The organism is Sodalis glossinidius str. 'morsitans', assembly GCF_000010085.1.
Lineage (GTDB): Bacteria > Pseudomonadota > Gammaproteobacteria > Enterobacterales > Enterobacteriaceae > Sodalis > Sodalis glossinidius.
This window is the reverse complement of record NC_007712.1, coordinates 3,453,097-3,465,484: the sequence shown is the minus strand read 5'-3', so window position 1 is coordinate 3,465,484 and position 12,388 is coordinate 3,453,097. Positions and strand designations below refer to the sequence as shown.

Here is a 12,388-nt window from a genome sequence, read left to right as displayed (position 1 = left end):
CGAGTATAGGGAAACCCGGCGCATGCCTTGGCGCCATTCCAGTTTGGGAAATAAAGGGAAAAAAGGCGTCAGCCGTTTTTTTTCGTCCCGGCGTCATGCCAGCGCCAGTGGCGGGAGGGGGTGATAATTTCCGGAAGCCCGATATCCCAATGTTCCACCGGCAACGGCTCTGCTACCTGCTGACAATCGTGCGCCAGCCCGATAGGGTAAAAGCCCGCCTGCGGCCGCCAGTGTTGCAGCGTGCGGTCATAGAAGCCACCGCCCATGCCGAGGCGCTGCCCCTGGGTATCAAACGCCACTAGCGGCGTAAACAGTATATCCAGGCCGGCGAGCGGCAGTAACGTGGTGATGTCCAGCTGAGGTTCGCGTATCCGTAACCGGTTCAACACCAGTGGCGTGGCGGCGGTATAACGCATAAACAGCAAATGGCCGGGGGTGAAGGGATGCAGTACCGGCAGATACACCTGCTTGCCGGCGGCCCACAGAGCGTCAATCAGCGGCTGGGTATCCAGCTCGCCGTCGAACGACAGGAATACGGCCAGGGTGTAGACGCTATGGATGCGGGAGTCGTTCATGACGTGGCTGACGACGCGCTGGGCGGCAGCCGTTTGCTGCTGCGGCGACAATGCACGGCGCCGTAGGCGGATATGATTGCGCAGCGACTGCCGCAGCAGTGATTTTTCCATTAACGAAGTCATAGGGAAACGGTACTTAAAGAGGATCTCCGAGATGCCGCCGCAGGCTGTAACCCTTGAACCCTTGGTTCAAGGTGAACGTAGCGTCGAGACCTTAAGGCTTCTCGGACAAGCCGAGCATGCGCACCGGTCAGGAATAGCCACATTCTTGTGGTATGAAATATCGGCTCAAGGGACTGACCCGCTGGCGAACACCTCAGAGAAATTTGGTTTTCCGCCCGCGGTTTCGGTATCGGCCCCGCGGTGCGTATGTCGTCATTCAAACTGGTTTCCCGGACGTTCCGTTATGCGGCCCTGTTCAACCAGCGCCTGCTCAATCGTTTGTTGCAGCAGGCGGATACGTTGTTCCATGTTGGCTGCATAATCCCGGGTTTTCAACCTTTCCTGCGCCAATTCGTGACAGACGTTCAGGGCGGCGATGAAAACAAGTTGTTCCGTATTGGTGACTCTAGTTCGAACTTTCAGATTTTGCAACCGCTGATTAAGATCTTCCGCCGCCTGATTCAACGCTTCTTGTTGTTCAGGGGGGCAATTGACCCGTAATGTACGGCCAAAAATTTGAATATCTACCGGTTGTGCGGACATACCACCTTCCTGCCTTTGTTACCGCGCCAACCCACGCCTGTGCAGATGAATGCCGACGAGGCGCTAAGGGGCGCAACTATAATTTATCTAAAACAGAAGTTACAAGCCCTCTCTGGTATAGCGACGGACCTTGGTGGTAGCATAACACTAACTTATCCCGCCAACATTGATGAAAGCGCATGTCTAAACAAAATACCTTCCCCGATTACGAAAATCTGAACCGGCTGTTGGCCGCACAGGCAGTGGCATTAACCGCGGCGGAAATGCATGGCTTGCTTAGCGGGATACTCTGCGGCGGTAAGCAAAACGACGGTTGGCAGTTTCTGGTACATAAATTGACCAACGACGGACTGGCGTTCACCCAAACGCTGGCCGGGCCGCTGCGTGAGCTGCACCAGGCCACCGCCACCGCGTTGGCGGACGCGTCGTTCCAATTTCAGTTGCTGCTGCCGGCGGACGACGACGACGACGGCGGCGCGGCGCTCTTTGCGCGTGTGGATGCGCTGGCCGGCTGGGTGAACCATTTTCTGCTGGGGCTGGGCGTGGTGGTGGTGCAACTTGACAAGGTACAAGGAGATGTGCGCGAGGCGATTGACGATCTGCGCAATATCGGCCAGTTGGGATATGACGAGGACGAAGACCGCGAGGAACTGGCGCAATCGCTGGAGGAAGTGATTGAGTATGTCCGTATGGCCGCTATCCTTTGCCATAATGACTTGAACCCGCCCCGCCCGGATGACGACGCGGCGCCTGCGCCGGCCGCTCCGGTATTACATTGACGACAACGCCGGATCTGAACCGGTGTTTTGGCCGCGGCTCACGAGCCGAGCATTTCAATTAGACTGGAGGGAGCGATGACTCCACAAGAATATACCCGCCGTCGTCAGGGGTTGCTGGCGAAAATGGCGCCGGGAAGCGCCGCGTTGATTTTTGCCGCCCCCGAGGCGACGCGTAGCGCCGACAGTGACTATCCCTATCGCCAAAACAGTGATTTCTGGTATTTCACCGGTTTTAACGAGCCACAGGCGCTGCTGATTCTGGTCAAAAGCGATGAAAGCCACCACCACAGCGTCTTGTTTAACCGGGTGCGGGATAAAACCGCTGAAATTTGGACCGGCCGCCGTTTGGGTCAGGAGGCGGCGCCGGAGCGCCTGGGTGTTTCCCGGGCGTTGCCGTGGGACGACATCGGCAGTCAATTGCATCTGCTGCTCAACGGTCTGGACGTGGTTTATCATGCGCAGGGAGAATATGAATTCGCCGATAAGCTGCTGTTTAGCGCGCTGGATAAACTGCGGCGCGGCGTGCGTCAGCAGTTGCAGGCGCCGGCCACGCTGGTCGACTGGCGGCCTTGGGTGCACGAGATGCGGCTTATCAAATCTGAGGAAGAGCTGGCGGTGATGCGTCGCGCCTGTGAAATCACCGCACTGGCGCATACCCGCGCCATGCAGCAATGCCGGCCCGGCCTGTACGAATATCAGCTGGAAGGCGAGATACAGCATGAATTCAACCGTCACGGCGCGCGCTTTCCGTCCTACAGCACTATTGCCGGCAGCGGTGAAAACGGTTGCATTTTGCACTACACGGAAAACGCCTCCCGCATGCAAAGCGGCGATCTGGTGTTGATCGATGCCGGCTGTGAATACCAGGGCTACGCAGGCGATATCACCCGCACCTTCCCGGTTAACGGCCGTTTCTCGCCGGAACAGCGCGCTGTCTATGATCTCGTCCTGGCGATGCTTAACCGCGCGCTTGAGCTCTACGGTCCGGGGCGCAGTATTCAAGAGGTGAGCGAAGAAGCGGTGCGCATCATGGTCGCCGGTCTGGTGAAGATTGGCGTGATGAAAGGGGAGGTGGAGACGTTGATTGCCGCACAGGCGCATCAGCAGTTTTTTATGCATGGCCTAAGCCATTGGCTGGGGCTGGATGTCCACGACGTTGGTGATTATGGCTCTTCGGAGCGGAGCCGGATACTGGAGCCGGGTATGGTGCTGACCGTCGAACCGGGCATCTATATCGCCAGCGACGCCGATGTGCCCGCCCCTTACCGCGGTATCGGTATCCGCATTGAGGACAATATCGTTATCACTGCCACGGGTAATGAAAATCTCACCGCCTCTGTGGTCAAGGAGGCTGAGGCGATTGAAACCCTTATGGCGGCGGCTCGCCAAGGATGACCGTCACCATTATTGGCGGCGGCATGGCCGGCGCGACTCTGGCGCTGGCGTTTTCGCATCTTAGCCGCGGTACCCTGCAAATCGATCTGGTGGAGGCGGAGACACCGGAAAGCCGCGATCATCCGGGGTTTGACGCCCGAGCCATTGCCTTGGCGCAGGGGACCTGCCGCGAGCTGACCGCCATTGGCGTCTGGCCGGCGCTGGCGTCCTGCGCCACCGCCATTACCCGGGTAGAGGTGAGCGATAAAGGGCACCTGGGGAAAGTCCAGATCGCGGCCGAGGACTATCAGCTGCCGGCGCTGGGCTATGTCGTGGAGCTGCATGCGGCCGGTAAACGGCTGTTCGAGCTGCTGCGCGAGGCGCCCGGCGTGCGGCTGCATTGTCCGGCGACGCTCACGCGCCTCAGGCGCGAGCGCGAAAAGACGATCATCACCCTGGATAATGGCGTGGAGCTCAACGCGCGGCTGGCGGTGGCGGCGGACGGCTCGCGCTCGCCGCTGGCGTCGCAGTGCGGCATCCAATGGCGGCAGCGCGATTATCAGCAAATTGCGGTTATCGCCAACATCACCACCGCCGTGCCCCACGGCGGCGACGCCTTCGAGCGGTTCACCGCCCAGGGACCCTTGGCATTGTTGCCCATGTCTGGCGCGCGCAGTTTTCTGGTCTGGTGCCTGCCGGCCTCGATTCGGCATGAGATTGCCGGCTGGGATGACGGGCAGTTTTGTCAGGCGTTGCAGCGGGCGTTCGGCTGGCGGCTGGGACGAATTACCGCCGCCGGCGCACGCCAGTGTTATCCTCTGCGCTTACGCACGGCGCAGCGGCATATTGCCCACCGCCTGGCGCTGGTGGGCAATGCCGCGCAGACCTTGCATCCCATCGCCGGCCAGGGATTCAACCTCGGCCTGCGCGATGTGATAACGCTGGCGGAAACGCTGGCGCAGGCGGCGGCCCAGGGGGAAGATATCGGCGACTATGCCGTGCTGTCGTGCTATCAGCGGCGTCGTCAGCTGGATCAGGCGGGTACCGTCGGCATCACCGACGGGTTGATCCATCTATTCGCCAACCGTCATTTGCCGTTAGTGGTCGGCCGTAATCTGGGGCTGCTGGCCATGGCTCATATTCCGTCGCTGCGCGATGCACTGGTGCGTAAAACGCTGGGCTGGGTGGCCCGATGACCCTGTCCCGCACGCAAGGATCCAATACGCTATGCAAGCATTCGATATAGTCATTAACGGCGGCGGCATGGTCGGTCTGGCGCTGGCCTGCGGCCTGCAGGGGAGCGGACTGCGCGTGGCGGTCATTGAGCGTCAGGCGCCGGAGGCGATCCCTCCCGCCGATTGGCCGGCACTACGGGTTTCTGCCATCAACGCTGCCAGCCGGCTGCTGCTGCAACATGTGCAGGTCTGGGACGCCATCACCGTGGAACGGGCCAATCCTTACCGCGGCATGGAAGTCTGGGAGCGGGACAGTTTTGGCCGTATCGCCTTCGATGGCGCCGAGCTGGGGTATCCAGAGCTGGGACATATTATTGAGAATCCGGTCATTCAACAGGCGCTGTGGCGACGCGCGGGGGAACTGGCGGAGGTGACGCTGATAACGCCCGCCTCGCTGCGCCAGGTGGCCTGGGGAGAAAACGAAGCGTTTATCACCCTTGACGACGATCGAATGCTGACCGCCCGGCTGGTGGTGGCAGCGGATGGTGCCCACTCCTTGCTGCGGACCCATGCCGATATCCCGCTGACCTTTTGGGACTATCAACACCATGCTCTGGTGGCCACCGTTCGCACCGCGCAGCCGCATGGCAATATTGCCCGTCAGACGTTTCACGGTGACGGTATTCTGGCGTTTTTACCCCTAAGCGATCCTCATTTAAGCTCCATCGTCTGGTCGCTGCTGCCGGCGGTGGCGCGTGAACGCCTGACGGCGCCGGCGGAGGCATTCAACGTCGCGCTGGCAACAAACTTCAGCCTGGCCCTGGGTTTATGCGAGTTGCAGGGGGAGCGGCAAACCTTCCCGCTTACCGGCCGCTATGCGCGTAATTTCGCCGCCCATCGTCTGGTGCTGGTAGGGGATGCCGCCCATACCATCCATCCGCTGGCGGGACAGGGCGTGAACCTGGGGTTCATGGATGTCGCGGTGCTTCTGGGAGAGGTGCGTCGCCTGCGAAAAGCCAGCAAGGATATCGGCCATTACCCGTACTTGCGACGCTACGAGCGCAGCCGCAAACGGAGCGCCGCATTGATGTTGGCGGGCATGCAGGGCTTTCGCGAGCTCTTCGCCGGCCAGCATCCGCTAAAAAAATGGGTCCGCGACGCGGGGTTGCGGCTGGCGGATACGCTCCCCGGCGTGAAACCACGCTTCATTCAACAGGCGATAGGATTGCATGATTTACCCCCCTGGCTGGAGGGCGAGTCCTTCGACTGAATTATTCTAATTTTACCGCGTCATTTGGATTACATTTTCTAATCTTATTGTCAAACCCCTCCGGGATTAACAAAGCAGTGGCGGGGTTTTTTGTTATTAAACTTCCCATTTATCTACCTCGGTGCCTGTATTGTGCGCCGTAATCCGTCTATAGGTAGCATAAAATAGAGTTCTGCTTTCCTTAATTTTCACGTGGCTTTCCGGCAGGCCGATAATTTAAGTTATGGTTTCCACCGCCGTTCGGTGATAACTTCTGCCCAGAAGGTATCGTTTGCGTCCGCCCTCATTACCCGCTCGGGCAAGGGGTTTGCGCGCTTCGGTAATTATCTGTCTTCCCATTGAGAAAGAGAGAAAAGATGGCTCAGCAGACCCCGCTGTATGAAGAGCACCACGCGAGCGGCGCCAAAATGGTGGATTTCCACGGCTGGATGATGCCGCTTCACTATGGTTCCCAACTGGATGAACATCATCAGGTGCGGCGCGATGTCGGCATGTTTGACGTGTCGCACATGACCATTGTCGATTTAGCCGGACCGCGCACCCGCGATTTTCTTCGCCATCTGCTGGCCAACGATGTTGCCAAGCTGACGGTGCCCGGCAAAGCGCTTTACACCGGGATGCTTAATGCGTCCGGTGGCGTGATAGACGACCTTATCGTCTATTTCCTTTCCGAAATTGAATTCCGCCTGGTTGTCAACTCTGAGACACGTGATAAAGACGTTGAGTGGATCACCCGCCACGCCGAGCCGTATCAGGTAACGGTGACCGTGCGCGACGATCTGGCGCTGATAGCGGTGCAGGGGCCGCAGGCGCAAAGCAAGACGCAGACGCTATTCAGCTCGCAACAGCGGCAGGCGGTAAGCGGAATGAAACCGTTTTTTGGCGTTCAGGCCAACGAGTTGTTTATTGCCACCACCGGCTATACTGGCGAGGCTGGCTACGAGATTGCGTTACCGGCAACCCAGGCCGCCGATTTCTGGCGGCAACTGCTGGCGGCCGGCGTGAAGCCCTGCGGCCTCGGCGCGCGCGACACCCTGCGCCTGGAAGCGGGGATGAACCTTTACGGTCAGGAAATGGATGAGGGGATCTCTCCGCTCGCGGCCAATATGGGCTGGACCATCACTTGGCGGCCGGAGGGGCGCGATTTCATCGGACGCGAGGCGCTGGAGGCCCAGCGCGCCGCCGGCGACGGCGAGCAATTGGTCGGGTTGGTGATGACTGAAAAAGGCGTATTGCGCAACGGCCTGCCAGTCCATTTCACCGACGCTGCCGGTAACATGCAGCAAGGGATCATCACCAGCGGCTCGTTTTCGCCGACGCTGGGCGTCAGCATTGCACTGGCGCGGGTGCCGGCCGGTATCGGCCAGCAGGCGATAGTTTTGATCCGTAACCGCGAAATGCCGGTTAAGGTCACCAAACCCGGTTTTGTGCGCGCCGGTAAAGCGGTTGCGCAATAACTAACTTTGTCAGAGTGAGGATGGCGATGAGCAATGTGCCGACAGAATTAAAATATACGGCATCCCATGAGTGGGTGCTTAATGAAGGCGATGGTGTTTACTGTGTCGGGATCACTGAGCATGCCCAGGAACTGTTGGGCGATATGGTGTTTATGGACCTGCCCGAGGTTGGCGCCACGTTTTCCGCCGGCGAAGATTGCGCGGTGGCGGAATCGGTGAAAGCCGCATCGGATATTTATGCGCCTATCAGCGGCGAAATCGTGGCGGTGAACGATGATTTGGAAGCGTCGCCGGAGTTGGTCAACAGCGCGCCTTACACCGATGGCTGGCTGTTTAAAATCAAGGCGACCGACGACAGCGAAGTGAACGAATTGCTCGATGCCGCCGCTTATCAGGCCGCTATTGACGAAGAAGACGAATAACGCCGACGCCCCGGCCGCGACCGCCGGGGCGCACCTTGCGCTTACCCTTTTCCGGTCCCATGCCCGATGTAGGAATTGCTGTCCATGACCCAGACTCTTAGCCAGCTTGAACATCATGACGCCTTTATCGCGCGTCATATCGGCCCCTCCGCGCCGCAACAGGTGCACATGCTTGCCACCGTGGGCAGTGATTCCCTGGCGGGGCTTATCGCCCAAATCGTGCCAGCGGACATTCAGCTTGCCGCTGCGCCCGCCGTGGGCGAAGCGACGACGGAAGCACAGGCCCTGGCGGAGCTGAAGGCTATCGCCCGTCAAAATCAGCGCTACAAATCCTTTATCGGCATGGGCTACAGCGCGGTGGTGACGCCGCCGGTCATTCTGCGCAATATGCTGGAAAACCCCGGCTGGTACACGGCCTACACGCCCTACCAGCCCGAAGTGTCCCAGGGGCGGCTGGAAGCGTTGCTTAATTTTCAACAGTTAACGTTGGATCTGACCGGTCTGGACATCGCCTCGGCCTCGCTGCTGGATGAAGCCACCGCGGCGGCCGAAGCCATGGCGCTTGCCAAACGCTCCAGTAAACTGAAGCAGGCCAACTGCTTTTTCGTCGCCGACGACGTGCATCCGCAAACCCTGGATGTCTTGCGCACCCGCGCCGGTACCTTTGGATTTGAGCTGGTCATTGATAAGGCACAGGCGGCGCTGGAGCATCCCGATCTGTTTGGCGTACTATTGCAGCAGGTAGGCACCACCGGTGAATTACACGACTATCGCGCCCTTATGGCCGAACTTACGCGCCGCAAAATCATCAGCTGCGTGGCGGCGGATATGCTCTCGCTGGTGCTGCTGGCGGCGCCCGGGGAGCAGGGCGCCGATGTGGTATTCGGCTCGTCGCAACGCTTCGGGGTGCCGATGGGGTACGGTGGCCCGCACGCGGCGTTTTTCGCCGCCCGCGATGAAATGAAACGCGCCATGCCGGGCCGAATTATCGGTGTTTCCCGCGACGCCGCCGGTGATACGGCTTTGCGCATGGTGATGCAAACGCGCGAACAGCACATTCGCCGCGAGAAGGCGAACTCGAACATTTGCACGTCGCAGGTGTTGCTGGCCAATATCGCCGGCTTGTATGCCGTCTATCACGGTCCGCAGGGGCTCAAACGCATTGCCGGGCGTATTCACCGGCTGACAACGATCCTGGCGCAGGGGCTGCACGACGCCGACCTGACTCTCAGGCACGATCGCTGGTTCGATACCCTGACCGTTGAGGTGGTCGATAAAGCGGGCGTGCTGGCGCGCGCCAACGCCGCCGGGATCAATTTGCGCAGCGACATTCACGGCGCGGTGGGCATCACCCTTGACGAAACGACCGTGCGCGAAGATGTGCAAACCCTCTGGCAGGTGGTGACGGGGGCTGCGGGCACCTTGGCTATCGACGCACTGGATGCCGGCTGCGACGAGGTGATCCCGCCGGAATTGCTGCGCGCCACGCCTATCCTGACGCACGAGGTGTTCAACCGCTACCACAGTGAAACGGAAATGATGCGTTATATGCACCGGCTGGAGCGCAAGGATCTGGCGCTAAATCAGGCGATGATCCCGCTCGGCTCCTGCACGATGAAGCTCAACGCTGCCGCCGAGATGATCCCCATTACCTGGCCCGAGTTTGCTGAGCTGCATCCTTTCTGCCCCCCTGAACAGGCGGCGGGGTATCAGCAGATGATCGCCCAGCTGTCGCGCTGGCTTATCCAACTGACCGGCTACGATGCCCTGTGCATGCAGCCGAACTCCGGCGCCCAGGGCGAATATGCCGGCCTGCTGGCGATTCGTCGTTATCATGAGAGCCGCAATCAGGGTGAGCGCCATATCTGTCTGATTCCCAGCTCCGCCCACGGCACCAATCCGGCGTCGGCGCAAATGGCCGGCATGTCGGTCACCGTGGTGGCCTGCGACAAGAATGGCAATATTGACTTGCATGATTTGCGCGCCAAAGCCGAACAGGCCGGCGAGCAGCTGTCGTGCATTATGGTGACCTATCCCTCGACCCACGGGGTCTATGAAGAAACCATCCGTGAAGTGTGCCAAATAGTGCATCAGTACGGCGGCCAGGTTTATCTGGACGGCGCCAACATGAATGCGCAGGTGGGGATTACCTCGCCAGGTTACATCGGCGCCGATGTGTCGCATCTCAACCTGCATAAAACCTTCTGCATCCCCCACGGCGGCGGCGGTCCGGGCATGGGGCCCATCGGCGTGAAGGCGCATCTGGCCCCGTTCGTCCCGGGCCATTTGGTGGTGGAGCTCGATGGCGTGCTTACCCGTCAGGGGGCGGTCAGCGCAGCGCCGTTCGGCAGCGCGTCGATCTTACCCATCAGTTGGATGTATATTCGTATGATGGGCGCGGAAGGGTTGAAACAAGCCAGCCAGGTGGCCATTCTTAACGCCAATTATATCGCCACCCGGTTGCAACAGGCCTATCCGGTGCTGTATACCGGCCGTGCCGGCCGCGTAGCCCACGAATGTATCCTGGATATCCGGCCGCTGAAAGAGGCCACCGGCATTAGCGAAATGGATATCGCCAAACGCCTGATCGACTACGGTTTCCACGCGCCGACCATGTCTTTCCCGGTAGCCGGCACGCTGATGGTCGAGCCGACCGAATCGGAAAGTCAGCTGGAGCTTGATCGCTTCATTGACGCGATGCTGGCGATCCGCGCCGAAATCCAGCAGGTGGCGGACGGCGTCTGGCCGGCGAGTGATAATCCGCTGGTCAACGCACCCTATACCCAGCGTGAGCTGGCCGGCGAATGGCGCCATCCGTACGATCGTCAGATCGCGGCGTTCCCGGCCGGGTATGGCGATAAATACTGGCCGGCGGTGAAACGGCTGGACGATGTTTATGGCGACCGCAACTTGTTTTGCGCCTGCGTGCCATTGAGCGATTATTAGTAAGCGTCATGGCCGCGTAGCGTTCTCACGCCCAGGACGGCCGGCATTAAGGGTGGTAACCACCGCTCGGGCGCCGGCAGCGTGGTATTTGCCAACAGCGGTTGCGTGCGGTTCAGGCGCTGGCAATGGGTGATGACCGCCGATGGCGCCGACGCCATGACACCAGCCAACCGTTAACGGTGCTCCCTCGCCGGGCCGGCCCGGCCGCTACTTTAGCCAGCCCCTTTGCTGTGCCTGCTGCAAATGTTGGCTGAGGTGCGTCCACAGCGCTGGATACACCTCGGCAATAAAGGCGTTGCGCGTCAGCACCTGATCGAGAGTGATGCCGTTCTCCACCCAGCTTTGTCCCTGGTTATGCAGATTCATCAGTACCGGCATCAGTCGGTCGATCATCAGGGCGAAACGGGCGCTGGGGGTTTCTCGCGCCTCGTATTCCAACCACAATTCATGAAATTGGCGCCGCTGCGGTGCGGGCAGCAGCCCAAACAGCCGCTGAGCCGCTTTTGCCTCCAACGCATGCACCGCCTCGCGCCCCGCGAGATCGTAGACCAGTACGTCACCGGCGTCGATCTCGACGATATCGTGGATTAACGCCATTTGCGTCACGCGGGTCATATCCACCCCGTCATCGGCATAGGGAGTAAGCGTCATTGCCGCGACCGCAAAGTGCCAGCTGTGCTCCGCGGTGTTTTCCTGCCGCTGGGTATTGAGCACTTTGGTGCGGCGTTGTATGTTTTTAAGCTTATCGATTTCGATGAGAAAAGCGACGACATCGGTTAGTTCACCGAATGCCAGCGCGGAAGAGGTTACAGCCATCAGGTTCCCCTGCATAATCTAATTGAACGGCCTAGTGTAGGCCAATTCGCGCACGAACTCGACTGGTATAGCTTCGCCTTGGACGGCGCGGCTTTACAATTCTTCACCGTTTATTTTCAGAGTACACATGTACACTCAATTGCCTCTAGATTACCCTATACACTGCATGCCCACGGACGAAGATATCTTTAAGCAGAGGTCAGAAAATTTATGGGAAACAAACCATTAGCCAAAAACTACTCTCTGGCGGAAGAGATAGCCAATAGCGTCAGCCACGGCGTGGGGGTGATCTTTGGTATTGTCGGCCTGGTGCTGATGCTTAATCAGTCAGGGGAGGCGGGCGCTAACGCTCCCGCGCTGACCAGCTACAGTCTTTATGGCGGTAGTATGATTCTGCTCTATCTGGCGTCGACGTTGTATCATGCCATTCCCCATCCGCTGGCCAAACGCTGGCTGAAGAAGGTGGACCATTGCGCGATTTATCTGTTAATCGCCGGTACCTATACGCCGTTTTTGCTGATATGTCTGGCCTCGCCGCTGGCCAAATGGCTGATGGTGGTCATCTGGCTGATGGCGGCGGTCGGCATTATGTTCAAACTGGTGTTTGCGCATCGCTTTCGCGCCATCTCCATTATTACCTATCTGACTATGGGTTGGCTGTCGCTGGTGGTCATTTATCAACTGGTACAACGGTTGCCCGCCGGCGGCGTCGCGCTGCTGGCCGCCGGTGGCGTGATTTACTCGCTGGGGGTGATTTTCTACGTTTGGGAACGAATACCGTTCAACCATGCGATATGGCATGGCTTCGTATTGGGGGGAACCGTTTGCCACTTTCTGGCGATTTATCTGTTTGTCACTTGAACCGCGGT

At 59.4% G+C, this 12,388-nt stretch carries 12 protein-coding genes and 1 other RNA gene; 8 read left to right on the top strand and 5 right to left on the bottom strand.

The features are described from left to right. Positions 1-68: 68 nt before the first annotated feature. From SGP1_RS18400 to zapA, 3 genes are all read right to left on the bottom strand, one after another. On the bottom strand, positions 69-686 hold the full coding sequence (locus tag SGP1_RS18400; protein WP_243466102.1) for a 5-formyltetrahydrofolate cyclo-ligase: 618 nt from the start codon (positions 684-686) through the stop codon (positions 69-71). Between the two features lie 31 nt (positions 687-717). Further along, positions 718-901, bottom strand: a non-coding RNA gene (ssrS, locus tag SGP1_RS25890) — 6S RNA. A 49-nt stretch (positions 902-950) separates the two neighbouring features. Beyond that, positions 951-1,280 (bottom strand): cell division protein ZapA, encoded by a 330-nt coding sequence (zapA, locus tag SGP1_RS18395; RefSeq protein WP_011411737.1) that lies wholly within the window; start codon positions 1,278-1,280, stop codon positions 951-953. A gap of 179 nt (positions 1,281-1,459) precedes the next feature. On the opposite strand from zapA, the gene SGP1_RS18390 reads away from it, so the two are divergent. The 7 genes from SGP1_RS18390 (at position 1,460) to gcvP (ending at position 10,703) form a co-directional block, all read left to right on the top strand. Further along, positions 1,460-2,059, top strand: a complete 600-nt coding sequence (locus SGP1_RS18390; RefSeq protein WP_011411736.1) for a YecA family protein — start codon at positions 1,460-1,462, stop codon at positions 2,057-2,059. 75 nt (positions 2,060-2,134) lie between these two features. After that, positions 2,135-3,454, top strand: a complete 1,320-nt coding sequence (pepP, locus tag SGP1_RS18385) for a Xaa-Pro aminopeptidase (RefSeq protein WP_011411735.1) — start codon at positions 2,135-2,137, stop codon at positions 3,452-3,454. Beyond that, entirely contained in the window at positions 3,451-4,629 is a 1,179-nt protein-coding gene (gene ubiH, locus SGP1_RS18380) for a 2-octaprenyl-6-methoxyphenyl hydroxylase (RefSeq protein WP_011411734.1), read from the top strand. The genes pepP and ubiH overlap by 4 nt, the downstream gene beginning before the upstream one ends. A 31-nt stretch (positions 4,630-4,660) precedes the next feature. Next, on the top strand, positions 4,661-5,878 hold the full coding sequence (gene ubiI / locus SGP1_RS18375; protein WP_011411733.1) for an FAD-dependent 2-octaprenylphenol hydroxylase: 1,218 nt from the start codon (positions 4,661-4,663) through the stop codon (positions 5,876-5,878). Between the two features lie 356 nt (positions 5,879-6,234). Beyond that, positions 6,235-7,335, top strand: coding sequence for a glycine cleavage system aminomethyltransferase GcvT (gene gcvT, locus SGP1_RS18370; protein WP_011411732.1), 1,101 nt, complete (start codon positions 6,235-6,237; stop codon positions 7,333-7,335). Positions 7,336-7,361: 26 nt separating this feature from the next. Continuing rightward, on the top strand, positions 7,362-7,757 hold the full coding sequence (gene gcvH, locus SGP1_RS18365; RefSeq protein ID WP_011411731.1) for a glycine cleavage system protein GcvH: 396 nt from the start codon (positions 7,362-7,364) through the stop codon (positions 7,755-7,757). An 84-nt stretch (positions 7,758-7,841) separates the two neighbouring features. Then, entirely contained in the window at positions 7,842-10,703 is a 2,862-nt protein-coding gene (gene gcvP / locus SGP1_RS18360) for an aminomethyl-transferring glycine dehydrogenase (RefSeq protein ID WP_011411730.1), read from the top strand. Here the strand turns inward: gcvP and SGP1_RS30940 are convergent. Together SGP1_RS30940 and SGP1_RS18355 are read right to left on the bottom strand one after the other, a co-directional pair. Further along, positions 10,700-10,873: a hypothetical protein gene (locus SGP1_RS30940; RefSeq protein WP_158302439.1), complete on the bottom strand. Its 174-nt coding sequence runs from the start codon at positions 10,871-10,873 to the stop codon at positions 10,700-10,702. The genes gcvP and SGP1_RS30940 overlap by 4 nt on opposite strands. 37 nt (positions 10,874-10,910) lie before the next feature. Beyond that, a complete protein-coding gene (locus SGP1_RS18355) occupies positions 10,911-11,519 on the bottom strand; it encodes an HD domain-containing protein (protein ID WP_011411729.1) in 609 nt (202 codons plus the stop codon). A 210-nt stretch (positions 11,520-11,729) separates the two neighbouring features. Here SGP1_RS18355 and trhA point away from each other — a divergent pair, with 210 nt between their 5' ends. Further along, positions 11,730-12,380, top strand: a complete 651-nt coding sequence (trhA, locus tag SGP1_RS18350; protein WP_011411728.1) for a PAQR family membrane homeostasis protein TrhA — start codon at positions 11,730-11,732, stop codon at positions 12,378-12,380. Positions 12,381-12,388 lie beyond the last annotated feature (8 nt).

Excerpts from the sequence above, each read along its gene's own strand:
- gcvT (WP_011411732.1), top strand. The coding sequence starts at position 6,235 with ATGGCTCAGCAGACCCCGCTGTATGAAGAGCACCACGCGAGCGGCGCC.
- SGP1_RS18355 (WP_011411729.1), bottom strand. The coding sequence starts at position 11,519 with ATGGCTGTAACCTCTTCCGCGCTGGCATTCGGTGAACTAACCGATGTC.
- SGP1_RS18400 (WP_243466102.1), bottom strand. The coding sequence starts at position 686 with ATGGAAAAATCACTGCTGCGGCAGTCGCTGCGCAATCATATCCGCCTA.
- gcvH (WP_011411731.1), top strand. The coding sequence starts at position 7,362 with ATGAGCAATGTGCCGACAGAATTAAAATATACGGCATCCCATGAGTGG.
- trhA (WP_011411728.1), top strand. The coding sequence starts at position 11,730 with ATGGGAAACAAACCATTAGCCAAAAACTACTCTCTGGCGGAAGAGATA.
- zapA (WP_011411737.1), bottom strand. The coding sequence starts at position 1,280 with ATGTCCGCACAACCGGTAGATATTCAAATTTTTGGCCGTACATTACGG.
- gcvP (WP_011411730.1), top strand. The coding sequence starts at position 7,842 with ATGACCCAGACTCTTAGCCAGCTTGAACATCATGACGCCTTTATCGCG.
- ubiH (WP_011411734.1), top strand. The coding sequence starts at position 3,451 with ATGACCGTCACCATTATTGGCGGCGGCATGGCCGGCGCGACTCTGGCG.
- pepP (WP_011411735.1), top strand. The coding sequence starts at position 2,135 with ATGACTCCACAAGAATATACCCGCCGTCGTCAGGGGTTGCTGGCGAAA.
- SGP1_RS18390 (WP_011411736.1), top strand. The coding sequence starts at position 1,460 with ATGTCTAAACAAAATACCTTCCCCGATTACGAAAATCTGAACCGGCTG.
- ubiI (WP_011411733.1), top strand. The coding sequence starts at position 4,661 with ATGCAAGCATTCGATATAGTCATTAACGGCGGCGGCATGGTCGGTCTG.